Genomic DNA, 25,567 nt, shown 5'->3' with positions numbered 1-25,567 from the left:
GCACCACCGCAGAAGGCGGGCCGCTCCCAGCAGCCACGTCGCCAGGTTGTACAGGACAGCTGGCGTGGAGGTAGAACACCACACCACCCCTCTTCCCAGGGGTCGCGCAACGCTCACCGGCTCGCACCGTCACCAGGCCACTCCCAGTGGCTTGCCAGCAACGTTGCCACCACGCGCCGCGCAACGGAAGCGTTCGGACGCCGCCGCGATCCCCACGTCTGAGCGCGGGCGTGGTCATCGCCAGGTGCCACGACCTGCGGCCGTCGCGGAGCCGTTCCTGCTGTCCACGGCCGACCTGCGGGCCCGGGCCCCTCACGCGCGGCCTCGCCCACTCGCCCGCAGGGCACTTGAGTCGATGGACCGGTTGTGGCCTTCGCGGTCAGGTTCGGTGAGGTGTGCCTCGATCAGGTCGATGATCTGGGGCGCGTCGGGCTCGACCTTGGGCCGGAATCGGTGCACCTGGCCGTCGGGGGTGAGGAGGAACTTCTCGAAGTTCCAGGTGACGCGCCCCGCCTTCCCGCTGGCGTCGGGGGTGCGGGTCAGCTCGGTGTAGAGAGGGTGCCGCGACCTACCGTTGACGTTGACCCGCTCGAACATCGGAAAGGTCACGCCCCAGGTCGTGGAGCAGTACTCCTTGATGGCGTCCTCGCTTCCCAACTCCTGCAGGAACTGGTTGCTCGGGAACCCGAGCACGGTGAAACCTCGCCGCCCAAAGGTGCGCTGGAGGGCCTCGAGCTTCTCGTACTGGGGGGCCAGCCCGCACCGCGAGGCGACGTTAACGATCAGCCTGAGGGTCTGCAGCACGAGTAGGTGACCGTGGGTCTCAGGCGGCGAGCGCCGCCTGAGTGTCCATGATGGTCTCGAACTCGATGGGTGTCAGGCGACCGAGCCTTTGCAGGCGTCGGCGGCGTAGGTCCTTTCGATCCAGGTGATGATCGCGATCCGCAGGTCCTGGCGGGTTGCCCAGGGCCGCCGGTCATGGACGTTCCTCTGCAGCAGTGCGAAGAAGGACTCCGTGGCGGCGTTGTCGCGGGCGTTGTCGCGGGCGGAGGCGACCTGGCCTATCGAGCCGGCCAGGTCGTGGGCCGCCAGGGCGCGGGCGAACTTCAGGCTTCGAAACTGGCGGCCCCGGTCCGAGTGCACCACGCACCCGGCGACGTCTTGACGCCGCTGCACGGCGCTGACCAGGGTGTTCACGGCGATCTGGGAGGTCGTGCGGTCGCAGATCGAGTAACCCCACGATCCGGTTGGAGAACACGTCCTTGAACGCGCAGAGGTAGACCTTGCCCTGGGCCGTGGGGTACTCGGTAGTCCCACAGCCGTAGCCTGTTCGGCCCGTCGGCGGTGAACCGGCGCAGCACGAGGTCCTAGTGGGCCGGCAGGCCCACCTTCCCACGCCGGGAACGATTCTTGCCGAACACCGACCACCGGCGGTTGTCCGAGCAGATCCGCCACACCGTGCGCTCACAGGCGACCAGTCCGGCCCGGGCGGCCGCGCCGGGTCGACTCCGACCGGGTCACGTCGAGACGGTTGCCATCCTCGACATCGGCGTCACACAACCAGTTGCGCAGACACGCTCGGCGATCCCGAAGTCGGCCGCGACCTGCCTGAGCGGCGCCTCACCACGCCGGGCAACCGCCATGACGTCCCGGCGGAACTCCATCGGATAGGGCCTGGGCACGAGGCACATCCTTCCAGCGGCGCCCCACGGCACCACAGGTCAGGGTGTCACCTATCGTGCGGCAGGCCCGGGTGTCGTGCGGGGGTGTCGATCCGTGCAGGGATCGCACACCCGACGACGGACGCGCGGGACGTACGGCCCGCGCCGTCGCGCCGCTGCGTGCCTAACCTCAAGCCGTCCCCGCACACGGCGCCATCCGGAAGGAGTGCCCGATGCCCATGCCGCCGCTCGTCGAGCCCGGCCCGTCCCTCAGCACGGCCGAGCTAACGCGGTACTCGCGACACGTCCTGGTTCCCGGAGTCGGTGACGAGGGCCAGCGCCGGCTGAGCAACGCGCGCGTGCTCGTGGTCGGCGCCGGTGGGCTGGGCTCCCCGGTGCTGCTCTACCTTGCCGCCGCCGGCGTGGGGACTCTCGGGATCGTCGACTTCGACACCGTCGACACCTCCAACCTGCAGCGGCAGGTGGTGCACCCGACGTCGGCGGTCGGCCTCCCCAAGGTTGACAGCGCAGCGCAGACGGTCGCCCGGACCAACCCGCACGTCGTGGTCGAACGGCACCCGATCCGCCTCGACGCCTCGCACGCGCTCGACCTGGTCAGCCGGTACGACCTCGTCATCGACGGCTGTGACAACTTCCCGACGCGGTACCTGGTCAACGACGCGTGCGTGCTCGCCGGCAAGCCGTTGGTGTGGGGGTCGGTGCTGCGGTTCGACGGGCAGGTGACCGTCTTCTGGTCCGCGCCGCCGGAGGAACACCGCGCCATCCAGTACCGCGACGTCTTCCCTCGCCCCCCCGCCGCCGGCACCGTCCCGTCGTGCGCGCAGGCCGGTGTGCTCGGTGCCGTGTGCGGCGCGGTCGGGTCGGCGATGGCGATCGAGGCGCTCAAGCTGGTCATGGGTGTCGGCGAGCCCCTGCTCGGTCGGATGGCGGTGCTCGACGCTCTGGCCGGCACGTGGCGGCACGTCCCGCTGCGGCCGTCGCGGGACACGCCGGTGATCACCGAGCTGACCGACCAGGACGAGGAGTGCGGCGTCGCGCTCCCGACGATCGCGGCGACGGAGCTCGCGGGCCGGCTGGCGGCTCGGGGGCGCGGCGAGGAGGACTTCGACCTGGTGGACGTGCGGGAGCCCGACGAGCACGCGCTGGTCGCCATCCCCGGGTCGCGTCTGGTGCCGCAGGGGTTGTTCGCCGACGACGAGGCGTTCGAGGAGTTGCCACGCGACCGGGACGTCATCCTCTACTGCCGCAGCGGCGTGCGTTCCGCCGACGTGCTGCGCCGCGCCCGCCAACGCGGCCTGTCCCGGGCGAGCCACCTCGGGGGCGGCGTCCTCGCCTGGGTGGACGAGGTCGACCCGGCTCTGCCGCGGTATTGAACGACGCCCTACCGGGCCGGACCGTGCCCGTGCCGCGGGTGGTCGCCGCCCGTGACCTGCTCGGTCGCATGGACCAGCGCCGTCCCGACCGCCGCCAGACTCTCGAGGACGGCACGCGTCGACCCCGGCAGGTTGACCACGAGGGTGCGGCCCGCCAGCCCCGCGACGCCGCGCGACAGCACCGCCGCGGTGGCGCCCGCCGCGACCCCGGCCGCCCGCACCGCCTCCGCCAGCCCCGGCACGGGCCGGTCCAGCAGTGGCGCGGTCTGCTCGGGCGTGACGTCGTCGGGCGCCAACCCGGTGCCACCCGTGGTGACCACCAGCGCGTACCTCTCGTCGACCGCCTGCCGCAGCACGGACCCGACGGCCGGCCCGTCCGGCACGACGACCACGTCGCCCACCTCGAACCCGAGCGACCGTAACGCCTGGGCCGCCGCCGGCCCGGACTGGTCGGCGTACACGCCGGCCGAGGCCCGTGTCGACACGGTGACGACCAGCGCCCCTCTGCTCACTCGCCCGGGCGGTGCCACTCGCCAGACCTCCCGCCCGTCTTCGCGACGACGCGCACGTCGCTGATCACGGCGCTGCGGTCCACGGCCTTGACCATGTCCACCAGCGCCAGGCCGGCGACCGCGACGCTGGTCAGCGCCTCCATCTCGACACCGGTCCGGTCTGCGGTGCGGACCGTCGCGGCGATCTCCACAGCCTCGTCGGTCACCTCGAGGTCGACCGTGACGCCGTGGATCGCGATCGGGTGCGCGAGCGGCACCAGGTCGGGGGTGCGCTTGGCCGCCTGGATGCCGGCGATGCGTGCCACCGCGAGCGCGTCTCCCTTGGGCACGCCCTCGCCGCGCAGCAGCTCGACGACGCGCGGGGACACGATCACGCGCCCGCGGGCGGTCGCCGTCCGCAGGGTCACCGCCTTGTCCGCGACGTCGACCATGCGTGCCGCCCCGCGCTCGTCGACGTGGGTGAGACGGGCTTCGTCGCTCACGGGACCCTCCATTCCAGTGCGTCGGGCTCGGTGACGACGACGCGCGCCGACGAACCCGCCTCCATGTGCGTGACGTCCTCCGGCACGACGAGCAGCGCATCCGCATGGGCGAGCGCACCGAGCAGGTGCGAGGAGTTGGCGCCGACCGGCGTCGCCAGCCAGCCGTCCGGGCCCGCGGTCAGCCGGACCCGCAGGTAGGCGCGACGGCCGGCCTTGTGCGACACGGCCTGCGTCAAACGCGCGCCGACCACCGGCGCCGACAGGGTCGCGTGCCCTGCGAGCAGCCGCAGCAGCGGCCGCGCGAACAGGTGGAACGAGACGTAGGCGCTCACGGGGTTGCCGGGCAACCCGAGCACGGGCACCCGCCGCTCACCGACCCAGGCCAGGCCTTGCGGCTTCCCGGGCTGCATCGCCACGTGCACCAGCTGCACGTCCGCCGGGTCGTCGACGAGCGTGACGAGGTCCTCGCGCACCACGTCGTACGCGCCCGCGCTGACACCCGCGCTGGTGATCACGACGTCGGCGCCGTCCAGGTGCTCGCGCACGGCGGCCGCCAGGGCGCCCGGCACGTCGGGGATCGCCGGGGCGGTCGTCACCAGCGCGCCCAGGGCCCGGGCCGCCGCGACGAGCATCGGCCGGTTCGAGTCGTGGATCTGGCCCGGCGCGAGGGGACGGCCGGCGGGGATCAGCTCGGAGCCGGTGGACAGCACGACGACGCGCGGTGCCCGGTGCACGGGCACGTGCGTGTGCCCGCACGCGGCGAGCAGGCCCACCTGGACGGGCCCGACGACCGTCCCGGCGGTCAGCACCGTCGCGCCGGTCGTCACGTCCTCGCCACGCGGCCGTATGTGCCGGCCGGCGGGCCCGACGGCGCCGATCGCGACGGTCGCCGTGCCGCGGTCGGTGTCCTCGAACGGGACGACCACGTCGGTGCCCGCCGGCACCGGCGCGCCGGTCATGATCCGCACCGCGGTTCCGGGCGCGAGCACGACGACCCGCCCGTCACCGGCCGCCACGTCGTCCGACACGGGCAACACCACGGGCCCGCCCGGCACCACCGCCGCGACGTCCGCGAGCCGCACGGCGTAGCCGTCCATCGCGGAGTTGTCGAAGCCCGGCAGGTCGACGAGGGATGCCACGTCCTCGCCGAGCACCAGCCCGAGCGCGTCGTCGAGCGGCACCCGCTCCACCCGGGTCGGCAGGGCGCCGGCCAGCACGGCGGCGACATGCTCCTCGACGGAACGCGTGCGCGCGGCGCGCAGTGCGGGGTCGGCGGCGATGCCCATGCCGGTGAGCGTAACGGCGACCGGGATGGATCCCGTGCGGTCCTTGGTCACGGGTCGGGCCTCCGGCCTGTGCCTAGGATCCCTCCATGACCAGGCTCGGCAAGGATCTCCCGTGGCAGGCGGGGCTGACCGACGAGCACGGTCGCGTCGCCCGCAACCTGCGCGTCTCGCTCACCGACCGCTGCAACCTCCGCTGCGCGTACTGCATGCCCCCGGAGGGACTTCCGTGGATGCCGCGCGGGTCCCTGCTGACGGACGACGAAGTGGTGCGCCTGGTCCGCATCGGCGTGGAGCTGCTGGGCATCCGCAGCGTCCGGTTCACCGGCGGCGAGCCGCTGCTGCGCACGGGCCTGGAGGAGATCGTCGCCGCGAGCGCCGCCTTCCGCGGCCCGGACGGCGACGCGCCCCACCTTGCGCTGACGACGAACGGCATCGGGCTGGCGCGGCGGGCCGCCGGCCTGGCGGCCGCCGGGATCGGCCGCGTCAACGTCTCGCTCGACACCCTCGTCCCGGAGCGTTTCGCCGCCCTGACCCACCGCGACCGGCTGCCGGACGTCATCGACGGCATGGCCGCCGCACGCGCCGCGGGGATGCGGCCGGTCAAGCTCAACTCGGTGCTCCTGCGCGGGGTGAACGACGACGAGGCGGGAGACCTGCTGCAGTTCGCGCTGGAACACCGCTACTTCCTGCGGTTCATCGAACAGATGCCCATCGGCCCGGCGGACGCGTGGGACCCCTCGCAGGTGGTGACCGCCCAGGAGATCCTCGACCGGCTCGCCGCGCGGTTCACGCTCACCCCGCTCGAGAAGGCTGTCCGCGGCCCGGCGCCGGCGCGCACCTGGCTCGTCGACGGGGGACCGGGCGCCGTCGGGGTGATCGCATCGGTCAGCTGGCCGTTCTGCGACTCGTGCGACCGGGTGCGCCTGACCGCCGACGGGAAGATGCGCAACTGCCTGTTCGCGCAGGAGGAGACCGACCTGCTCGGGCCGATGCGTGCGGGGGCGGACGACGTGGAGATCGCTCAGCTGTGGCGGGCCGCGGTTCGTCCCAAGCCCCAGTGGCACGGCGGCATCGGGCGGGTGGGCTTCGTCCCGCCGGAACGGACCATGAGCAGGATCGGGGGCTGAGGTGACCGGAACCGTCACGGTGCGGTGGTTCGCCGCGGCCGGTGAGGCTGCGGGACGCCCGGAGGAGTCGCTCGAGGTGGACGGTGCGACGACGACGCGGGCGCTGCTGGCCCGCGCGGTCGACGCGCACGGCCCGGGCCTGGCCCGCGTCCTGCCCGCGTGCAGCGTGCTGGTGGACGGGCAGCTCGACGAGCACCGCACCCGGGTGCTGGCGCCCGGGGTGACCGTCGACGTGCTGCCGCCGTTCGCCGGCGGCTGAGGCTCAGGGGCTGTTGACCCACTCCGCGGCACCGTCGGCGAACACCTGGCGCTTCCAGACCGGCAGGCGCTGCTTGACGCGCTCGACGAGCTCGGCCGTCGCGGCGAACGCCTCGGCACGGTGCGCCGAGGAGACGGCCGCCGCGAGCGCGCAGTCCCCGATCTCCAGCCGGCCCACCCGGTGTGTCACCGCGATCGCGTCGATGTCGAACTCGTCGGCGATCTGTCGCGCGATCGCCGCGACGATCGCCGCGGCGTCCGGGTGCGCGGTGTACTCCAGCCACGAGATGGTGACGCCGTGGTCGTGGTCGCGGACCACTCCGGCAAAGGTCACCACGGCTCCCGCCGCGTCGCGCCCGACGATCCGGGCGTGCTCGGCGACGTCGAGCGGCTCGGCCGTGACGGTCGCACGCACCACCTCGCGAGTCGCCGGCAGCGCGCGGGCCGGGGCGGTGCCTGCCGCATCGTCGTCCGGGTGCACCCGGACAGCGTAGGCGGTGCTCGGGGGGAGCGTGACGGGACCTCCGTCGCAGCGCCCGCAGGAGCCCGCCACGAGCGCATCCAGCGGTGCGCAGCTGCGGTGCCGGGCACCGAATGGCGGCACGCATCTGCGGAGCCAGCCGGGACCTTGTGCCCGCGCGCGCGGAGACGATCCAAGACACCATCGACGCATGCCCGAGTTCAAGATCTCCGAGGCGGCACTGCTGCTCGGCGTCAGTGACGACACCGTTCGTCGTTGGGTCGAGGCCGGCAGGCTGCCCGCCCGCAGGTCCGAGGCCGGTGGCCCGCTCACGGTCGACGGCCGGGACCTCGCCCACCTCGCCCAGGAGCTGGCGACGCCGGTTCCGGACGGGCTGCGGCGCGCTGTGTCGGCCCGCAACCGGTTCACCGGCATCGTCACGCGCGTGCTGCGCGACACCGTGATGGCCGAGGTCGAGATCCAGGCCGGCCCCCACCGGTTGGTCTCCCTCATCAGCCGCGAGGCGGCGGACGAGCTCGGCCTCGAGCCCGGCGTCCTCGCGGTCGCCGTGATCAAGGCCACCGAGGTCATCGTCGAGCGGTCGGGAAGTCAGCCGTGAGTCGTCGTCCTCGCGCGTCCGTCGCACTCGTGGCGGCCCTGGCGGGCCTTGCCCTGGCCGGCTGCTCGTCGGCGGGCGCGAACGAGGTCGGCGCCTCCTCGAGCGCGTCGACGGGCGCCACGACCACGCCCGCCGCTCCGGCCCTGAGCGGCGACCTGACGGTCTTCGCGGCCGCCTCGCTCACCGACACCTTCACCACGATCGGCGCCCAGATGATGGCGGCGAACCCGGACCTGACGATCACGTTCAACTTCGGCTCGTCGGGCACGCTCGCGGAGCAGCTGCTGTCCGGCGCCCCCGCGGACGTCTTCGCCTCGGCCAGCACCACGACCATGGCCACGGCCGCGGAGGTCGTGGGCGAGCCGGCGCTGTTCGCGCACAACGGGCTGGTCATCGTCGTCCCGAAGGGCAACCCGGGCGGGGTCACCGGCCTGTCCGACTTCGCGAACCCCGACCTCACGATCGCGCTGTGCGACCCGTCCGCGCCGTGCGGCGCCGCGGCCCGGACGGTGTTCGCGAACGCCGGGATCACCCCCGCGCCCGACACCCTCGGCCAGGACGTCAGGGCGACGAGCAGCTACGTCACCTCCGGCGAGGTGGACGCGGCGCTCGTCTACACGACCGACGCGATCGCGGCGGGCTCCGCGGTCGAGACCATCACCTTCCCCGAGGCCGCCGAGGTCGTCAACGACTATCCGATCGCCGTGGTCGAGGGAACCCGGAACGCCGACGCCGCGCGGGCGTTCGTCGAGCACGTGCTGTCGCCGGCCGGCCAGGCGGTGCTGACGGACGCCGGCTTCGACCCCACGTGACCGGGCGGCCGGCAGCGAGGCGGTCATGACGGATCGCACCCGTGGCCTGCACGACGCCACCTCGCCCACGCCGCGGGTCGCCCGTCGCCGGCGTGCGGGCCGGGCGCCGTTGCCCCTGCTGGTCCCCGCCGCACTGGGGTTCCTCTTCCTCGTCGCGCCCTTCGTCGCGCTCCTGGTGCGCTCGCCGTGGGGCGACCTCGGCTCGCTCGTCACGTCGCAGCGCGTGCTCCAGGCGCTGTGGCTGTCGCTGCGCACCGCGACGGCGGCCACCGTCGTGTGCCTCGTCCTCGGTGTGCCGCTGGCCTGGGTGCTGGCTCGTACCACGTTCCCCGGCCAGAACGTGGTGCGCTCGATCGTCACGATGCCGCTGGTCATGCCCCCCGTCGTCGGGGGCGTCGCCCTGCTCAGCCTTCTGGGGCGCCGTGGCCTGCTCGGGAGCCCGCTCGACACGGCGTTCGGCATCACCATCCCGTTCACGACACTCGCGGTCGTCATCGCCGAGGCCTTCGTCGCCCTGCCGTTCCTCGTGCTGTCGGTCGACGGGTCGCTCCGCTCGGCGGACCTGCGCTACGAGCAGGCCGCCGCCGTGCTGGGCGCCTCCCGCTGGTACGTGTTCCGGCGCGTGACGCTGCCGCTGGTGGGGCCGTCGGTGGCCGCCGGCGGCGTGCTGTGCTTCGCCCGGGCCCTCGGCGAGTTCGGCGCGACGATCACGTTCGCGGGAAACTTCCCCGGCACGACCCAGACCATGCCGCTGGCGATCTACCTGGCCATGCAGGACGACCCGAGCACGGCGCTCGCGCTGTCGCTCGTGCTGATGGCCGTGTCGCTGGCCGTGCTGATCGGTCTGCGGTCCCGCTGGGTGTCCGGGCTCATCGAGGTGGCGTCGTGAAGCTCGACTCGCACGTCGTCGTGCGTCGGCCCGCCTTCACGCTCGATCTGTCGCTGAGCGTCGAGGCGGGGGAGGTGGTCGCGCTCGTCGGCGAGAACGGCGTGGGCAAGACGACGTACCTGCACGCGGTCGCCGGGCTCGTCGAGCTCGACGACGGCTACGTCCGGCTCGGCGACCGCGTGCTCGACGACGCCAGCAGTCGCGAGCACGTGAGCGTGGAGGAGCGACGCTGTGGGCTCGTCTTCCAGCAGCACCTGCTGTTCCCGCACCTGGGTGCGGCCGAGAACGTGGCCTTCGGGCTGCGGGCGCGCGGTGTCGGGCGCCGGGACTCCCGTGCCTGGACGAGGGAGTGGCTGGAGCGGCTGGGCGTCGCCGAGCATGCAGACACTCCCGCCACGCGGCTGTCCGGCGGGCAGTCGCAGCGGGTCGCTCTCGCCCGCGCACTCGCCACGGAACCCGATGTGCTGCTGCTCGACGAGCCGTTCGCTGCCCTCGACGTGACCGCACGGCCAGCCGTGCATGCCCTGCTGCGTGAGCACGTGTTCGACGACGTGCGGCCCGTGGTGCTCGTGACGCACGACCCGGCCGACGCGTCGGCGCTCGCCGACCGCGTGGTGCGGCTGGCGCACGGCCGACCGGCCGCGTGAGACGGGTCGGCGTCTCTCTCGGCGCCGGGGCAGACTGGGCCGCGTGAGCATGGAGGGTGTCGGCCTCGTGGTCCTCGCGGGGGGGACCTCCGCACGGCTGGGGGGCCGCGACAAGACCGCACTGGACGTGGGAGGCCGGTCGATCCTCGTGGGGCTGCTGGCCGGGCTGCCGCAGGTGCCGACGGTCGTCGTCGGCCCACCACCACCACGACTGCCTCGTGAGGCTGCGCACGTGGTGTGGACGCGTGAGGACCCGCCAGGTGGGGGACCGGCGGCGGGACTGGCCGCCGGTGTCGCCGCCCTGCCGCGAGCGACCGCTGTCGTGGTCGTCCTGGCCGGCGATCAGCCCTTCGCCGCGGCCGCCGTGCCGCGGCTCGTGGCCGCGCTACGCGCCGACCCGGCGGTGGGGGCGGTGCTCGGGCGGGACGCCGACGGTCACCCCCAGCCTCTGCTCGCCGCATACCGTGCGGACGAGATGGCCCGCGTTCTGCCGCAGGTGCGCAGCGGGGACTCCGTCCGGTCCACGCTCGCGGGTATCTCCCGCGCCTTTCTCGACCTCGACGCCGATGAATGTCTCGATGTCGACGACCCCGCCGATCTGGCGCGGGCCCGGGCGAGCGCGGCCCGTCGCATGGACCGTCCCGCTGGCGCTCCGCCCTCCTGACCCGGTACGGGTCAGGAGGGCGGGACCCACCGGGCCACGAGTGCATCGACGCGCTCGATCTGTGCCAGCACCTCCTGCGCGGCCTTGGCGGCGTCGCCGTCGGGGGTGGCCAGCCCGGCGGCCAGCCCTACGAGGAACCCGCTCATCGCGCCCGCGGGGCGCGCCACGCCGTGCGCGACGTCGCGCACCAGACCCAGCAGGGGCTCCTTGACCTGTGCCAGCACCTCGTCGGGCAGGCCGAGCTCCGACCCGAGCACGCCGAGCCACCGGTCCATCTCTGCCATCGGGTCCATGGTCTGTCCTTCTTCTCGTCCTTCCGGCCGCGTCGATGCGCAGCGTTCGGCGCCAGCCTTGCACGCCCGCCACGGGACAGGCACCTTGCGCGCCCGTGGTCGGCCCAGCGAACCGTGGCTTCACTCAGGTGCGTGGGGCGCGCCAGGACCTCCGTCCTACCGACAAGCGTCGCTAGCAGGAGAAAGTTCGTTCGCAAGGGCGCACGCACGACCCAGACCCAGGAGGTCGAACATGGGCGCGAATGACTTGACCGAGTCGAGCATCCCCACCGCCAGAACACGGTCGGCGTCACCCTACGGGGCCGTACTGTCGTCCGAGTCGACGGTCGACCGTTTTTCGCTGCATCTCGTGGCGCAGCCTTACTGGCGCTTCCCGCATGCCCTGTGGTTCTGGGCCATGGGCCTTGGCGCGGGGACGTTCATGGTGCGGCACGTGTTTTCGGTGCGGGACGCGGGAACGGTTCTCGGCCTCCCACTCCTCGACGTACTGGGGTTGGTCCTCGTCGGGATCGGTGGCCTCATCCTGATCCTGGACCTCGGTCGGCCCGAGCGTGTGCTCAAAGCCCTCAAGAGGCCTGACCGCTCGTGGATCGCGCGTGGTGCGATCGCCGACTTCGTGTTCCTCATCGTCGGCGCGGTGTACGTGCTGCCCGGCTGGGTCCCCTCGTTGCCCTGGACCGATGCACCCTTCCTGGAGGCCGAGCTCCTCGCGCAGGTGATGATCGCGATCGCCTTTCTCGCTGCGGCGCTGATCATCGCCTATCCCGGGATGGTCCTGTACGAGTCGCTGTCCATCCGGCTTTGGCACTCGGCGCTCGTCCCGGCGCAGTTCATCGCGCACGCGCTCTCGTCGTCGATCGGCCTCACGTTGTTGGTGCTCGTCGCGGGGGACCGCCTGGGGGACTATCGGTCGCCCTTGGCGATCGGGTTCCTCGTCACCCTCGTCGCTACTCTCGGCATCACCCACATGTACCTCATTGACCGTTCCCACGAGCACGGCCCGGCGGCACGGGCCGGCGTCGAACGGTTGGTGCGGGGGAAAATGGCGGTGCACTTCTGGGTGAGCGTCGTGCTCGGCTTCGCCATCCCCATGGTCCTCACCCTCGTCGCGCTGGCCTCGTCCGACTCTGCGGGCCCGCTGCTCGCGATCGGCGGGGTGCTGTGCGTCGTGGGAAGTCTTCAGTTCCGGTACGCACAGCTGTGCTCCGGGATCAAGGTCAGCCCGCTCGGCTGAGGCCGTCGACGACCTCACCACACGAGGAGAACGAACATGACTCAGTCGGCCCTCTTGCCGCTCCTGCCGAATGAGGGAGAGCAGGTGTTCAGCCAGGCATGCACCCCCAACTGCTGGATGAACTGCCGGATCTACGCCCATGTCCGCGACGGCAAGCTCGTCGAGACGACGGCGGCGCCCTTCCCGGACCCGCGGTACAACCGCATCTGCCTGCGCGGCCTGAGCCACCCGCAACGCGTCTACGACCCGAACCGGGTGACGACGCCGCTGAAGCGCGCCGGCAAGCGGGGCGAGAACCGTTGGGAGGAGATCTCCTGGAACCAGGCGCTGGATGAGATCGGTGCCAAACTGGCCGACATCCAGCAGCATCACGGGAACAAGGCGGTCTGCGTCGCGCCGTTGTCCGGCAACTACTCCATCATCAACGGTGCGATCGCCGGGTCCGGGCATCGCTTCGCCAACGTGGTGGGGGCCACTTTGGCTGTCGACTCCATCGACCTTGGGCTCGCTACGGGCGAGACTCAGGTGGTCGCTAACGTCGCTACCGGCATGGCGGCGTGGATGCTCGCCCATCAGCCGGAGGACATCGCAAACGCCCGGACGATCATCGCCTGGGGTACTAACGTCACCGAATCGCAGATCCATAACTGGCACTTCTTCGCCGACGCGCTGGACGACGGCGCCAAACTGATCGTCATCGACCCCCGGTACAGCGAGGCGGCTGCGAAGGCACACATCTGGGTCAGGCTGCGACCGGGTACCGACTCGGCGTTGGCGATGGCGATGGTGCATACCGTGATCGAGGAGGGTCTCACCGACGAGGCCTACCTGCGCGCCCACACGGTGGCCACCTACCTGGTCCGGGAGGACACCGGCCTCTTCCTGCGGGCCACGGACCTCGACCCAACCGGGGAGGCGGTCGTCCTGGCGATGGACCCGCAGACCGGGCTGCCGGTGCCGGCCGACCCCAACACCGGGACCAGCGCCATCACGGGTGTCTACACCGTCGCCACGGCGACCGGTCCCGTGGTGGTCCGTCCCGCCTTCCAGATCCTGACCGACGAGGCTGCGCGCCACACCCCGGAAGACACCGAGTCGATCACGGGCGTGAATCCCCTGCTCGTCCGGGAGATCGCCCGCCGGTACGCCACCGCGGGTCCGTCGTTCGTCTACTCGGGCATGGGCATCGATCGTTGGGACAACGCCGACCTGGTCGGCCGCGGGATCGCCACGCTCGGTGTCATCTGCGGCCAGATCGGCAAGCCCGGCGCAACCCCGCTCGGATCCCTCATGGGCGGCACGGCGATGAGCATCATGTTCACCCCGGGTGTGCTTGACGAGTGGACGAAGCCGACGGGCGAGCCCACTGCCAAGCTGAACTACCTGCTCCTGTACGACGCTGTGGCCAAGGGCGTGATCCAGCAATGGGTGCCGAACGACCCCTCGAACGGCTTCGCAGGACCGCGATCCTCGACCCCTGAACCCGTCGAGTGGCCGGTCAAGGCCATCATCTTCAACTCGTCGAACTTCGTCAGCAACTTCCCGAACCAGAACCGTATCCGCAAAGAGATGCTCGCGGAGGAGAACCTCGAGCTCGTCGTCCACCTGGACATGGTGATGAACGACACGGCCCGGATGGCCGACTACGTGCTCCCGGTGACCAGCTGGTTCGAGAACGACGACCTCGTCGGGGGCATGCACCCCTTCCTGATGCGCCAGCAGAAGGCAATTGCCAACGTCGGGCAGGCCAGGTCGGACTACGAGATCTTCGGTGGGATCGCGAGCCGCCTGGGCAAGGGCGAGTACTTCACCCAGACCCCGGAGCAGTGGATCGACCAGATCGTCGAGAAGGTGGCCGAGGTGCTCCAGCGGCCGGAGGTCAGTACTGACTTCCGCCGCGACGGCGTTGCCAGGCTATTCGACTCGGGCTACATCCCGCTGAGCGAGGGCGGATTCTGGACACCGTCAGGCAAGGCCGAGTTCTATGCGGAGGGCGTCGTGGTGAACTTCCCCGAGATGTCGCCGGCCCTGCGGCTGCCGATCTCCGAGGGCGTCTCCCCGCTACCGCACTTCGAGCCGCCCTTCGAGGCCTGGCACGGCAACCCCAAGTTCGCCAAGTTCCCACTGATCCTCAACCAGCGCCACTCCCGGTTCCGCGTCCACAGCACCTTCTACGAGGTCCCGGTGCTGAGGGAGATGGACCCCGAGCCGCTTGTCGAGCTGAACGAACGCGAGATGGCCAAGCGTGGCCTGAGGGACGGAGACGTTGCGCGCGTCTTCAACGACCGGGGGCAGGCATACCTTCACGTGCGGACGAACAACGCCTTCCCCGACGACACGTGCAATATCAACAAGGGCTGGCAGCGGCACCAGTTCCTTGCTGGCGGCTATCAGGAGCTCACGCACGAGCAGGCGAACACCAAGCACTACAGCTGCTCGTTCTTCGACGTGCTCGTCGAGGTCGCCAAGGTCGATCCTGCATCGGTTCCTCCCATTCCCGCCGAAGAGCGCAAGGCGGGCCCTGCGATCATCAACGGGAAGGCATCATGACCAGGAAGTCCAGCAGCACGACTCGACCGCGCCGGTGGGGCATGGTCATCGATCTCAATCGATGCATCGGCTGCCAAGGCTGTGCGGTCTCGTGCAAGATCAAGAACAACTTGCCCGAGGGGCTTTGGTGGAACAGGGTCCTGACGGTCGGCGGTGACGAGATCGATGTCGTGGGCGGCGACGTGGAGCACCCGTCGATCTCGTTCCTCCCTCTGGCCTGCCAGCACTGCGCCGAGCCTGCGTGCCTGCCCGTCTGCCCCACCGGGGCGACCTACAAGCGGGAGGACGGCATCGTCGGCATCCACTCCGAGGACTGCATTGGCTGTCGGTCGTGCATCCAGGCATGCCCGTACGGCGTCCGGGTCTTCAACCTCCGTGAGCCGGAGCGAGCGACGTCGCATGCCCTGGGCTCCATCGCGGTGACGTCCGGCGTCAGGGGAACCGTGGAGAAGTGCGACTTCTGCGTCGACCGGATCGACGCCGGAGCTCTGCCGATTTGCATCGAGAGCTGCCCGGCGCGTGCTCGGTTCGTCGGCGACCTGAACGACCCGGACTCCGAGGTGTCGCGTCTCATCCAGGAGACGGGTGCGGTGCAGCTGCAGCCGGAGATGGGGACCGACCCGAGCGTGTACTACATCCCGGTCCAGCATCGGTCTCCGCGACAGACGGGTATGGACTTCATCGCCAGCGAGCCTGCGGCCTACCAGCAGCGCGAGATCACGGAGATGCTGGCGCCGCGCTGATGTGAAGCATCCTCAGGTGATCTATAGATCGCCCTTGGTCTGAGGAGGCTCGGGCTAAGACATCGCGACCATGGTTCTGGTCGCTCCCGTGGCGAGCGTAGAACGCGGCCTCGAGGGGCTGCTGCAGGTCCGGTTGACACCGGGTGAGTGGTGATCATGCCGCAACGGCTGCGGTCTGGGCGGTGAAGGCTAGGTCGAACTCGACGGGAGTGAGCTTGCCGAGGGCGCGCTGGCGTCGGCGGCGGTTGTAGGTGCGCTCGGTCCAGAACACGATCGCTTGGTGCAGCTCCTCACGGGTGCGCCAGCGCTGGCGGTTCAGGACGTTCTTCTGCAGCAACGCATTCCAGGACTCCACGGCGGCGTTGTCCCCGGCGGAGGCGACGCGACCCATCGAGCCTTGCAGCCCAGCGGCGGTCAAGGACCGCCCGGAAGGTCCGCGCTCGGAATTGACTGGGTTCAACCGGTCGATGCAACACGTGCTGCCTGGAGCGACCGTCGCTGCTCGTCGAGGACCTCGGCGGGCGTTCTCCAGCCGAGGACTTTGCGGGGTCGGCTGTTGATCGCGTTCTGGACGGCGAGGAGGTCCTCGGCGGGCCACCGGGACAGGTCGGTGCCCTTTGGGAAGTACTGGCGCAGCAGGGAGCCTGACCCGGTGTCCCGGACAGTTCGGATTGGGTGATCATGCCGCCGCGGTAGCGGCGGTGTGAAGGGCTTCGAACTCGGCCGGGGCCAGGTCGCCGAGGGAGGTGTGGCGTCGGCGCGGGTTGTACCAAGCCTCGATCCACTCGGAGATCGCCGACGCGAGCTCGGTCCTCGTGGACCAGGTCTTGGTGTCTTGGAGCTCGCGCTGCATCGTGGACCAGAACGACTCGATCATGGTGTTGTCGACGCTCGAGGCGACCCGGCCCATGGATCCCAGCAGCCCGCGGCGCGCAGCCGGTGCCCGAAGACCCAGGAGGTGTACTGACCGGATTCAACCGGTCGATGCAACACCGCCTTGTTGAACCAACAGTAGGTGTTCGTCGAGGGCTTCGGCGGGGGTCCTCCAGCCGAGGGTCTTGCGTGGCCGGGTGTTGAGGGCGTGGGCGACGGCCTGGAGGTCTTCGGCGCTCCACCGTGACAGGTCGGTGCGCTTGGGGAAGTACTGGCGCAGCAGCCCGTTGACGCTTCTATGTCAAGAGGCGAGCTGGTGCTGGGCGATGTCATGCTGCCAGGAGGCTCGGTCTTGAGACATGGCGCGGTAGATGACGTCGATGAGGTGGCGCTTGAGGATGCGTCGAGCGCCGCGTGCTCCCTTGGTCGACTCGTGGCGGGCCAGGAGTGCTCGTGCGCCGGGGTGGCATCGCTGCTGGACGATGGACGTCGTGTAGATCACGCTGTTGAGTCGTCGGTTGCCGCCTCGGTGCAGGCGGTAGCGCTCCTTATCGGAGGAGTAGATCGGGATCGGTGCAGTTCCGGTGTAGCGGGCGAGCTTTGCGGAGCGGCTGAACCGAGTGATGTCGCCGATCTCGGCGAGCAGAACGGCCGCGGAGACGTGGCTGATCCCCGTGATTTCCAGCAATGCTGGTGCCAGTGGGGTGACGAGCTCCCTGATCGTGGCCTCAAGCCCGAAGACACGCCGGTTCAGGTCATCTACCTCCGTGAGCATCTCGAGGAGCACCCGGCGGACGTGGGCGCTGGTGTCCGTGCTATCCACCAGCGCCGTCAGTGAGGTCATGCCGCGCCGGCGGGTGAGGTCGCCAGGGGTGTGATCGAGCCACAGGTGGGTGTATGCCTTGGTCTGGTTGATCACCATGGTGCGCCGTCGGACGAGGTCGGTGCGCAGGTCGACCAGGACGCGCAGTTCCCGAACACGCTCGTCAATGCGGTGGCGCTCAAGATCGGGGGTGGCGATCGCGGCATGGGCAACCGCGGCGGCGTCGATGGGGTCCGACTTCGAGCCGGTGGCGGCGTGCAGCTTGCGGTGGGCGGCCATGAGACGGGTCGGGACCCAGACCACCTCGTGGCCAGCCAGCAGCAGGCCGTCTGCCAGGCGGCGGGCGAAGCCACGGCCGTCCTCGATCGCCCAGGTGACGGGGGCCTCGTCGGCGATGGTGCGAATCCACCCGAGCAGCACACCGGTCAGGGCCGCGTCATTCTTCACGGTCAACGGCCTGGTCAATCGTCTGCCTGCAGCATCGAGAGCTACTACGACGTGAACGTGCTTGTGCGGGTCGATGCCTACTGTCACCATCGAGATGTCCTCCTGTCTGTGGTCGCCGATGACGGGGCAGACGCGAGGGCCGTGGCCGGGGGACAGACCTATTGCGAGTTGACGGCTCAGCAGGCTTCTATCAAGTCACTCCCGGCCAGGGCCCTCGCCCTGTGGACCGTCGTGGACATGTCAACGGCGAGCCTTCCGGCACGTGTTCTCAGAGTCACCCGACGGTCCTGCTGGACTCCTCCCGTCGAGGGAGTCCCGCGTTCTCAGCCTGCACCAACAGGTGTTCTCGTTCGTGCCGCGCTGCCACGGGGACTGCGGGTCGGCGAAGAACACTGGGATGCCGGTGGCGACCTTGAACTGGGCATGCGCGGACATCTCCTTGCCGCGGTCCCAAGTCAACGACCTGGTCAGCTGCGCCGGCAGTGTCGCCATCGTCGCGGCCAGGGCCTTGCTCATCGTGACCGCGCCATAGCCGGCCAGTGCGGGACCGTTCTTCGGTGTCTCCTTGTGGCGGTAGCCCTCCTCGCGGGGCAGGTGCACCAGCATCGTGAACCTCGTGCTGCGCTCGACGACGGTGCCGATCGCCGAGCGTTCCAGGCCGATCAGCAGGTCGCCTTCCCAGTGCCCGGGGACGGCGCGGTCTTCGACCTCGGCGGGGCGTTCGCTGATCAGGGTCTCGGGGGTGACGTGCGCCCAGGTCTTGCGCCGTGACCGCTCCCGCGGCGCGCGCAGCGCGCGCCCGGTGCGCAGGCACCAGACCAGCTCGCGCTTGAGCGCGCCCCGGCCCTGGATGTAGAGCGCCTGGTAGATCGCCTCGTGGCTGATCCGCATGGACTCATCCTGGGGGAAATCCACCCGGATCCGGTTCGCGATCTGTTCCGGACTCCATGCCTGCACCCAGGCCCGGTCCTTGCGGTGCGGCTTGTTGTTGCCAGTGAACCGCGGCGGGTGCGGTCCGCTGACCGTCGTGCCGTCGGGCCGGCGAACCTGCCCCGACAGGCGCTCCTGGACGTAGGCATGCAGCCGCGGATCGGCGACCAGCTTCGGGGTCTTGGGCCGACAGGCAGCGAGGTCGGCCTTCCACTGCGCGACCGACGCCCGGTAGTCGAGCGTGCCGCCGCGGGTCGCCGCGTTGCGGCGCAGCTCACGAGAGATCGTCCCCGGGTCGCGGCCGACCGCTCGGGCGATCTGGCGAACGCCCTTGGCCTGGGCCCTGAGCAGGGCGATCTCCTCGCGCTCAGCAAAGGACAGGTAGCGGCCCGAGGGGCGCGACTTGAGGTCGAACGGTGGCATGCCGCCACCGTTGTGGAACCACCGCTGACCCACGGGCTGCGACACACCGATCACGGCCGCGGCCTCGGTGGGCAACAGCCCCTTGGCGATCTCGGTCCAGAACGCGGCCTCGACCACGCGCTGGAACCTCGGGTGCCCCGGGGACCGCAGCTTCGGGCGCACCGCCCGATCCGCTGCCTGCTGCCGACGAACCATCGAACACCTCCACCAACTCGAGGTGTTGCGACGACCGATTGAATCCGCCCTGAGACCCGGCGTCGCTGTGGTGGATGACGCCCTCGACGTCGCGGCCGGCCCGGTCGCGGACCCACAACGCCATCTCCAACGCGTCCAGGGGCAGCTCGGTGGGCATCCGGTCGGCGGTCCGCCAGCCCACGATCCGCCGGGAGAACACGTCGGTGACGAACGCCGTGAACGCCATGCCCGACCAGGTCGGAACGTAGGTGAAGTCGACCACCCACAGCTGGTCGGGACGGTCAGCGGCGAACAGTCGTTGCACGTGGTCGCCCGGCCGCGCCGCACCCGGCTCGGGGCGGGTGGTCACGAACCGTTTGCCGCGGCGCACGCCTTGCTGGCCCAGCTCGCGCATCAGCCGCTCCACGGTGCATCGGGCCACCGTGATCCCCTCGCGGCGCAGCAGGTGCCACACCTTGTGCGCCCCGGCCAACCCGCGGCCCTTCTTGCGGTCGAAGAACACCCGCTGATGGCTGCCTTGAGCTCCGCGTCGCGCACCGCCCTGGCCGAGGGCGAGCGATGCTTGAACGCGTAGTAGCCGGACGGGGCGATCTTGACGCCATGCTCGGTGAGCACGCGACAGATCGGCTCGACCCCGAACCGGTCTCGGTGATCGTCGATGAACGCCACTACCAGGGCAGTCGCGGGTCGAGCTCCCGCGCGAAGAACGAGCTGGCCGCCAACAAGATCTCGTTCGCGCGCTTGAGCTCACGGACCTCGGCCTCCAGCGCCTTAATCCGCACTGCGTCCGACGTCGTGGTCCCCGGCCGCTGCCCGGCATCGATCTCTGCCTGCATGCACCAGCCGCGCACGTGTCCGCGTTCACCCCGACCCGCTGGCCGATCCGGACCACCGCCGCGTTCAGCGACAGCTCCGGGTCCTCACGCCTGGCCTCCACCACGAGCCTCATCGCCCGGTCCCGCAACTCCTGCGGGTACTTCCTCGGTGCTGCCATGACCCACATCCTCCGTGGCTTGCAGCCCTCCACTGAACCCGGGGCGATTCAGCCCGCACGTCGCCGCGTCCAGGGGCACGCGCCCCAGCTTGCCCGGCCCGCCAGCGCGCCGGGCAAGGTCAGTCGCTTGCGTCCGGCTGTCCCGCGCGTTGTCGCCCGGGGCGATCCGCCAACGGGGGAGACCCGAGATACATCCACCACTCCATTGCCGCCACCCCACGGGCCGCCTCCAGCGTGACCATGATGGGCCGGTGATCGGGTCCGGGCCAGGCGGGGGGCCCGGCCGCCAGCCACGTGGTCAGGACCGCTGGACGTGCGTACCAGTAGGTGCCCATCGCGAGGCTTCCGGTCATCAGGCACCACGCCAGGAGGCGGGCCGCTCCCAGCAGCCATGTCGCCAGGGTGTAGAGGTACAGCCTGGCGCGAAGGTGCAACACCACGGCACCCCTCTTCCCGGGGTCTCGCAACGCTCATCGGCTCGCATCGCGCCACCGGGCCAACTCCCGGGGGCTTGTCAGCAACCCTGCCACGACGGGCCGCGCAACGGAAGCGTCCGGCCGTGCCGCCGCCGTCCCGATCGGCGGCGTGGTGCTCGCCGGCCACCGCGACCTGTGCCCGGTCGAGCAGTCGCTGCGGATGCCGCGACCGACCTGCGGTGCCCGGTCGAATCTCCTCGCGGACCCGCCCGCCGACCCCGCCCGCCGACGGAGTGCACCCGACGATCGTGTTCGCCGCACTGGCGATCAACGACGACCAGCGGAGCTCATACGCTCTCGCCCACTGAACAGACGGACCAGGTCAGGCCTCACGGCCAGGCTGGGGGAGGTGCGCCTCGATCAGCTCTATGATCTCGGGCGCGTCGGGCTCGACCTTCGGCCGGAATCGATGCACATGGCCGTCGGGGGTGAGGAGGAACTTCTCGAAGTTCCAGGTGATGCGCCCCGCCTTCCCGCTGGCGTCGGGGGTGCGGGTCAGCTCGGTGTAGAGAGGGTGCCGTGACCTGCCGTTGACGTTGACCCGCTCGAACATCGGAAAGGTCACGCCCCAGGTCGTCGAGCAGTACTCCTTGATGGCGTCCTCACTGCCCAGTTCCTGCAGGAACTGGTTGCTCGGGAACCCGAGCACGGTGAAACCTCGCTGCCCATAGGTGCGCTGGAGGGCCTCGAGCTTGTCGTACTGGGGGGCCAGCCCGCACCGCGAGGCGACGTTAACGATCAGCCTGACCTGCCCGGCGTACCTGGCCAGGGTCGTGACTTCGCCGTCGATCGTCGTGACCTGGACGTCGTCGATCCCCATTACTGCTCAACTCAGTGGGAAGAACGGGCATTCCCGCCCCGGCGGCGCGGGCCGGTGGCGCGACAGCCGTCAGTGATCTGTCCGCGGACGGGTGGGTCGCTCAGTGCGAGCACGTCTCTAAGGCTCGAGCGGCGCCAAGCCCGCTCACCGCAGGCGCGGGCGCGGGCGTGGCGGACTCACACGAGTACACGGGTCTTCGGTCACCTGCTGCCAGTGCGGACGGCGGCTCTGGCCGGGTGCACTGCTCGGTCTGCATCAGCCGACGACGTCACCCGCCCCGATTGCCCACCTGGCGCTCTGCTGGCGTCGTCACCGTAGACCTGTTCTGCGGCTCGCCGCAGCGCCGCGAACGCCGTGGCTATGGCCCGCACGCTCTCGTCGTCCAGGCGCGACAGGAGCGCGACTCGATGTCCGGCGCCTTCGGCCATCAACGTGTCCACCAGTTGAGAGCCTTCAGCCGTGGGGTGTACGTGACGGGCGCGTCGGTCGGTCGGGTCGGCTACGCGGTGGACCAGGCCTCGGTCTTCCAGCCTGTCGACCAGGCCGGTGACGGAGGCTGGGCTGATCTTCAGTGCGTCGGCCAGTTCGTGGCTCATCAGGGAGCCGTCGACGTGCAGCAGCAGCAGGACCTTGAGTTGCTGCATCGTCAAGGTGGTCTGCAGCAGAGCGGTGAATTGGGCCCGCGAGAAGAGGCGGATCAACGCGGCCTCGTCCTCGGCGATTGCCGCCATCACTGCGTCGCGTTCCACCGTGTACCCCGATCCTTCGGTCGACCCGTACTATTCGACTTGCGCCGACTATACGGGAGATCTCCATGACTCGTCTTGCCCGCCTGAGCCTTGCCAACCGCGCCGTGGTGGCACTGGCCACACTGATCCTCATCGTCGTGGGCGTCCTGTCGACCACGTCGCTGAAGCAGGAGCTCATCCCCTCGTTGGAGATTCCGCTCGCCGTGGTGGTGACCCCTCTCCCGGGCGCGGCGCCCGACGTCGTCGAGCGGCAGGTCACCGAGGTGGTCGAGGCGGCCGTCAGTGGTGTGGAGGGGTTGGAGGGGACCGAATCCATGAGCAGCAACAGCCTGTCGGTGGTGACGGTGGAGCTGGCCTACGGCACCGACATGCAGGCGGCCCAGCAGGACCTGGAGCAGGCCGTGACTCGGGCGGGCACCGGCCTGCCGGCGGGGGTGACACCGTCTGTGATCACCGGCAGCATCGACCAGCTTCCGGTGGTGCAGCTGGCGGTGGCCGCCCCGCAGCTGGACGAGCAGGAGCTCGTGACCCGGGTGGAGGAAGAAGTCGTTCCGCGGTTGCGCGGGGTGGAGGGGGTTCGTGAGGTCACACTGTCCGGGGGGCGTGAGGTGCGGGTGGAGGTCGTGCCCGACCCGATGGCCCTGGCGACCGCGGGGATCGGCCTGGATGCTCTCACTTCTGCCCTGCAGGCCAACGGTGTGGTGATCCCGGCCGGGACGGTCACCGACGGGCAGCGCAGCCTGAACGTCGTGGTGGGTGAGCGGCTGTCCTCGGTGCAGGGCATCGCGGCGATCGCGTTGCCCGCCGCTGACCCCTCCGGAGCACCGGTCCTGCTGGGCGATGTGGCCACGGTCGAGCAGGCGCACGTCCCCGCCACCTCGTATGCCCGGACCAACGGCCAGGTGAGCGTCGCCCTGGCGATCACCAAGACCCCTGACGGCAACACCGTCAGCGTCTCCCATGACGTGCGGGAGCTGATCCCGGGGATCGAGGCGGCGCTGGGTGAGGGGGCCGCGGTCGACGTGGTCTTTGACCAGGCCCCGTTCATCGAGAAGTCGATCGAGGACCTGAGCACCGAGGGCCTGCTCGGGCTCATCTTCGCCGTGATCGTGATCATGCTGTTCCTGCTGTCGTTGCGCTCGACGCTGGTCACCGCGATCTCAATCCCGCTGTCGTTGCTCATCGCGATGACCGGGCTGTTGGTCGGTGGGTACTCGTTGAACATCCTGACCCTGGGGGCGCTGACGGTCGCGGTCGGGCGGGTCGTGGACGACTCGATCGTGGTGATCGAGAACATCAAGCGCCACCTCGGCTACGGCGAGCCCAAGGCGCAGGCGATCTTGACAGCGGTGCGTGAGGTCGCCGGGGCCGTGACGTCGTCCACCATCACCACCGCAGCGGTGTTCGTGCCGATCGGGATCGTCGGCGGTCAGGTCGGTGAGCTGTTCCGGCCCTTCGCCTTTACCGTGGCCGTGGCCCTGCTGGCCTCGCTGGTCGTTTCCTTGACCATCATCCCGGTGCTGGCCTACTGGTTCCTGCGCGCCCCGGCAGGGAACCAGGTGGACCGGGACCGCGTCGAGGAGCGCGAACGCCACGGACTTCTCCAGCGCAGCTACTTGCCGGTGCTGCGCGGAGCGCTCGGCCACCCGGTGATCACCTTGGTGATCGCAGCGGCCGTGCTCGGTGGGACGGTTGCGGCTTCCACGCGCCTGGAGACCAACTTCATCGGCGACGCCGGGCAGAACACGCTCAGCGTCGACCAGCAGCTGCCTGCCGGGACCAGTCTGGAGGTGACCGATGCCGCCGCACGGCGGGTCGAGCAGGTCATCGCCGAGCTGGAGGGCGTCGAGACCTACCAGGTGACCGTCGGCTCAGGTGGCAGCGGACTGGAGACCGCCTTCCTGGGTGGTGGCGGCGGGTCGAACACGGCCACCTTCGCGATCACCACCGACCTGGACGCCGATCAGGCCCGCGTCGAGCAGGACCTTCGTGCCGCGATCGCGGACGTGGAGGACGCCGGGGAGCTGACCGTGACCACCGGCCAGGCCGGGTTCGGCCTGCCGCCGGTGGAGGTCGTGGTCCGCGCCGACGACGACCAGACGCTGCGCGAGGCCGCAGATCTGGTCGCCGAGGTCATGGCGGACGTTCAGGGCACGACCGACGTCGTGAACAACCTGGCCTCAGACGCTCCAGCGGTCCAGATCCAGGTCGACCGGGTGGCAGCGACCCAGGCCGGCACCAGCGAGAGCGCTATCGGGCAGGCGGTGGCCGGCCTGCTCCGTGGTGCGCCGATCGGCCAGGCGGACATCGCCGGGCGCACCACCGACGTCGTGGTGCTCCTGGGCCAGGCCCCCGGCGACGTCCAGGCCCTGCGCGACACCCCTGTCCCCACCGCCACCGGGATCGTTCCCCTGGGGCAGGTCGCCGAGGTCAGCGAGGTCCAGCAGCCCACCAGCCTGACCCGACAGGACGGGCAGCGCACGGCCACGGTGACCGCCACCGCGACCGATCAGAACCTCGGCGGTATCACCACCCGGCTGCAGGAACAGCTCGACGCCCTCGACCTGCCCGACGGCGCAGAAGCCGAGATCGCAGGCGTCAGCGCCGAGCAGCAGTCAGCGTTCGCCGACCTGTACCTGGCACTGCTGGCCTCCATCGCCATCGTCTACCTGGTGATGGTCGCCACGTTCCGATCCCTGCTGCAGCCGCTCATCCTATTGGTGTCGGTGCCGTTCGCCGCCACCGGCGCACTGGCCCTGCTGCTACTCACCGGCACACCCTTGGGCGTGCCGGCGATGATCGGGCTCCTCATGCTGGTCGGCATCGTGGTGACCAACGCGATCGTGCTCATCGACCTGGTCAACCAGAAGCGCGAGCAGGGCCTGAGCGTGCTCGACGCCGTGATCGAGGGGTCCCGGTACCGGCTGCGGCCGATCCTGATGACTGCGGCGGCGACCATCGGAGCCCTGACCCCCATGGCGCTGGGACTGACGGGCGGTAGCGTCTTCATCTCCCAGCCGCTGGCCCTGGTGGTCATCGGCGGGCTGACCACCTCCACCCTCCTGACGCTGGTGCTCGTCCCGGTGCTGTACAACCTGACCGAACGCGCCAGTACTGCCCTGCGTGAGCGCCGAGGCCGCCGGAGGTCCGCCACCCTCCCGGCATGACACCCGACACCTCACGGCCGTGTCTGGCAACCCATGATT

Annotated in this window: 24 protein-coding genes, 5 pseudogenes and 1 other annotated feature; of the genes and pseudogenes, 12 read left to right on the top strand and 17 right to left on the bottom strand. The window is 70.5% G+C overall.

The genetic code is table 11. The annotated features are described in order from the left end of the window. Positions 1-312: 312 nt before the first annotated feature. Positions 313-804, bottom strand: a complete 492-nt coding sequence (locus K5O09_RS13935) for a glutathione peroxidase (protein ID WP_222170084.1) — start codon at positions 802-804, stop codon at positions 313-315. A gap of 19 nt (positions 805-823) precedes the next feature. Then, a pseudogene (locus tag K5O09_RS19580) lies at positions 824-1,682 on the bottom strand (IS3 family transposase). 212 nt (positions 1,683-1,894) lie between these two features. On the opposite strand from K5O09_RS19580, the gene moeB reads away from it, so the two are divergent. Beyond that, the gene (moeB, locus tag K5O09_RS13925; protein ID WP_222170083.1) at positions 1,895-3,055 is read left to right on the top strand and encodes a molybdopterin-synthase adenylyltransferase MoeB; all 1,161 of its coding nucleotides are present in this window, start codon (positions 1,895-1,897) and stop codon (positions 3,053-3,055) included. Between the two features lie 8 nt (positions 3,056-3,063). Here moeB and K5O09_RS13920 read toward each other — a convergent pair whose 3' ends face one another. Genes K5O09_RS13920 through glp form a run of 3 tightly spaced genes read right to left on the bottom strand, consistent with a single transcriptional unit; the run spans position 3,064 to position 5,335 of the window. Then, the gene (locus tag K5O09_RS13920; protein ID WP_255595526.1) at positions 3,064-3,540 is read right to left on the bottom strand and encodes a molybdenum cofactor biosynthesis protein B; all 477 of its coding nucleotides are present in this window, start codon (positions 3,538-3,540) and stop codon (positions 3,064-3,066) included. Between the two features lie 23 nt (positions 3,541-3,563). Further along, positions 3,564-4,061: a cyclic pyranopterin monophosphate synthase MoaC gene (gene moaC, locus K5O09_RS13915; protein WP_222170081.1), complete on the bottom strand. Its 498-nt coding sequence runs from the start codon at positions 4,059-4,061 to the stop codon at positions 3,564-3,566. Continuing rightward, positions 4,046-5,335, bottom strand: coding sequence for a gephyrin-like molybdotransferase Glp (gene glp, locus K5O09_RS13910; protein ID WP_222170080.1), 1,290 nt, complete (start codon positions 5,333-5,335; stop codon positions 4,046-4,048). The genes moaC and glp overlap by 16 nt, the downstream gene beginning before the upstream one ends. Before the next feature lie 86 nt (positions 5,336-5,421). Here glp and moaA point away from each other — a divergent pair, with 86 nt between their 5' ends. Both moaA and K5O09_RS13900 read left to right on the top strand, forming a co-directional pair. Beyond that, positions 5,422-6,462 carry a GTP 3',8-cyclase MoaA gene (moaA, locus tag K5O09_RS13905; protein ID WP_222170079.1) on the top strand — a complete coding sequence of 347 codons (1,041 nt, stop codon included), beginning with the start codon at positions 5,422-5,424 and terminating at the stop codon, positions 6,460-6,462. Position 6,463: 1 nt separating this feature from the next. After that, on the top strand, positions 6,464-6,721 hold the full coding sequence (locus K5O09_RS13900) for a MoaD/ThiS family protein (protein WP_222170078.1): 258 nt from the start codon (positions 6,464-6,466) through the stop codon (positions 6,719-6,721). 3 nt (positions 6,722-6,724) lie between these two features. On the opposite strand, the gene K5O09_RS13895 is transcribed toward K5O09_RS13900, so the two are convergent. Next, complete coding sequence (locus K5O09_RS13895) at positions 6,725-7,201, bottom strand: molybdenum cofactor biosynthesis protein MoaE (RefSeq protein WP_255595519.1); 477 nt, start codon at positions 7,199-7,201, stop codon at positions 6,725-6,727. A 190-nt stretch (positions 7,202-7,391) separates the two neighbouring features. Between K5O09_RS13895 and K5O09_RS13890 the strand changes: the two genes are divergently transcribed. Genes K5O09_RS13890 through K5O09_RS13870 form a run of 5 tightly spaced genes read left to right on the top strand, consistent with a single transcriptional unit; the run spans position 7,392 to position 10,811 of the window. Then, positions 7,392-7,799, top strand: a complete 408-nt coding sequence (locus tag K5O09_RS13890) for a molybdopterin-binding protein (RefSeq protein ID WP_222170077.1) — start codon at positions 7,392-7,394, stop codon at positions 7,797-7,799. Then, on the top strand, positions 7,796-8,611 hold the full coding sequence (gene modA, locus K5O09_RS13885; protein WP_222170076.1) for a molybdate ABC transporter substrate-binding protein: 816 nt from the start codon (positions 7,796-7,798) through the stop codon (positions 8,609-8,611). Before K5O09_RS13890 ends, modA begins: the two co-directional genes overlap by 4 nt. A 25-nt stretch (positions 8,612-8,636) precedes the next feature. Then, a complete protein-coding gene (locus K5O09_RS13880; RefSeq protein WP_222170075.1) occupies positions 8,637-9,500 on the top strand; it encodes an ABC transporter permease in 864 nt (287 codons plus the stop codon). Further along, positions 9,497-10,147 (top strand): ABC transporter ATP-binding protein, encoded by a 651-nt coding sequence (locus K5O09_RS13875; RefSeq protein ID WP_222170074.1) that lies wholly within the window; start codon positions 9,497-9,499, stop codon positions 10,145-10,147. The genes K5O09_RS13880 and K5O09_RS13875 overlap by 4 nt, the downstream gene beginning before the upstream one ends. A gap of 49 nt (positions 10,148-10,196) precedes the next feature. After that, entirely contained in the window at positions 10,197-10,811 is a 615-nt protein-coding gene (locus K5O09_RS13870) for a molybdenum cofactor guanylyltransferase (protein ID WP_255596377.1), read from the top strand. Between the two features lie 11 nt (positions 10,812-10,822). Here K5O09_RS13870 and K5O09_RS13865 read toward each other — a convergent pair whose 3' ends face one another. Next, positions 10,823-11,104, bottom strand: coding sequence for a DUF6457 domain-containing protein (locus K5O09_RS13865; RefSeq protein WP_222170072.1), 282 nt, complete (start codon positions 11,102-11,104; stop codon positions 10,823-10,825). A 232-nt stretch (positions 11,105-11,336) separates the two neighbouring features. Between K5O09_RS13865 and K5O09_RS13860 the strand changes: the two genes are divergently transcribed. From K5O09_RS13860 to dsrO, 3 genes are all read left to right on the top strand, one after another. Beyond that, a complete protein-coding gene (locus K5O09_RS13860) occupies positions 11,337-12,338 on the top strand; it encodes a DmsC/YnfH family molybdoenzyme membrane anchor subunit (protein WP_222170071.1) in 1,002 nt (333 codons plus the stop codon). A gap of 84 nt (positions 12,339-12,422) precedes the next feature. Beyond that, entirely contained in the window at positions 12,423-14,888 is a 2,466-nt protein-coding gene (locus tag K5O09_RS13855; RefSeq protein ID WP_222170070.1) for a molybdopterin-dependent oxidoreductase, read from the top strand. Continuing rightward, a complete protein-coding gene (gene dsrO / locus K5O09_RS13850) occupies positions 14,885-15,631 on the top strand; it encodes a sulfate reduction electron transfer complex DsrMKJOP subunit DsrO (protein ID WP_222170069.1) in 747 nt (248 codons plus the stop codon). Before K5O09_RS13855 ends, dsrO begins: the two co-directional genes overlap by 4 nt. Positions 15,632-15,785: 154 nt before the next feature. Here the strand turns inward: dsrO and K5O09_RS13845 are convergent. The 10 genes and pseudogenes from K5O09_RS13845 to K5O09_RS13800 all read right to left on the bottom strand — a co-directional run. Further along, positions 15,786-16,082 (bottom strand): annotated as a pseudogene (locus K5O09_RS13845) (integrase core domain-containing protein); the annotation flags it as partial. Positions 16,083-16,087: 5 nt separating this feature from the next. Further along, positions 16,088-16,270: pseudogene (locus K5O09_RS13840) on the bottom strand (IS30 family transposase); the annotation flags it as partial. Positions 16,271-16,310: 40 nt separating this feature from the next. Continuing rightward, the gene (locus tag K5O09_RS13835; protein ID WP_222170067.1) at positions 16,311-16,541 is read right to left on the bottom strand and encodes an integrase core domain-containing protein; all 231 of its coding nucleotides are present in this window, start codon (positions 16,539-16,541) and stop codon (positions 16,311-16,313) included. Positions 16,542-16,604: 63 nt separating this feature from the next. After that, positions 16,605-16,805 (bottom strand): annotated as a pseudogene (locus K5O09_RS13830) (transposase); the annotation flags it as partial. After that, a complete protein-coding gene (locus K5O09_RS13825; protein ID WP_222170066.1) occupies positions 16,806-17,864 on the bottom strand; it encodes an IS110 family transposase in 1,059 nt (352 codons plus the stop codon). A gap of 249 nt (positions 17,865-18,113) precedes the next feature. Next, positions 18,114-19,127: pseudogene (locus K5O09_RS13820) on the bottom strand (IS30 family transposase); the annotation flags it as partial. After that, positions 19,072-19,824, bottom strand: a complete 753-nt coding sequence (locus K5O09_RS13815) for a DDE-type integrase/transposase/recombinase (RefSeq protein ID WP_222170065.1) — start codon at positions 19,822-19,824, stop codon at positions 19,072-19,074. The gene K5O09_RS13815 and the pseudogene K5O09_RS13820, both read right to left, overlap by 56 nt. Before the next feature lie 80 nt (positions 19,825-19,904). Beyond that, positions 19,905-20,035: a sequence feature (AL1L pseudoknot), on the bottom strand. Beyond that, positions 19,991-20,158, bottom strand: a complete 168-nt coding sequence (locus K5O09_RS13810) for a hypothetical protein (RefSeq protein WP_222170064.1) — start codon at positions 20,156-20,158, stop codon at positions 19,991-19,993. It overlaps the preceding feature by 45 nt. A 956-nt stretch (positions 20,159-21,114) precedes the next feature. Further along, complete coding sequence (locus K5O09_RS13805; protein WP_222170063.1) at positions 21,115-21,612, bottom strand: glutathione peroxidase; 498 nt, start codon at positions 21,610-21,612, stop codon at positions 21,115-21,117. A gap of 200 nt (positions 21,613-21,812) precedes the next feature. Further along, complete coding sequence (locus tag K5O09_RS13800) at positions 21,813-22,361, bottom strand: MarR family winged helix-turn-helix transcriptional regulator (RefSeq protein ID WP_255595510.1); 549 nt, start codon at positions 22,359-22,361, stop codon at positions 21,813-21,815. Between the two features lie 65 nt (positions 22,362-22,426). Here K5O09_RS13800 and K5O09_RS13795 point away from each other — a divergent pair, with 65 nt between their 5' ends. After that, entirely contained in the window at positions 22,427-25,528 is a 3,102-nt protein-coding gene (locus K5O09_RS13795; protein ID WP_222170062.1) for an efflux RND transporter permease subunit, read from the top strand. Positions 25,529-25,567: the final 39 nt, after the last annotated feature.

It is taken from the genome of Cellulomonas sp. C5510, from assembly GCF_019797765.1.
GTDB lineage: Bacteria > Actinomycetota > Actinomycetes > Actinomycetales > Cellulomonadaceae > Cellulomonas.
The sequence above is the reverse complement of the archived record's forward strand: the minus strand, read 5'-3'. Positions and strand labels throughout refer to the sequence as shown.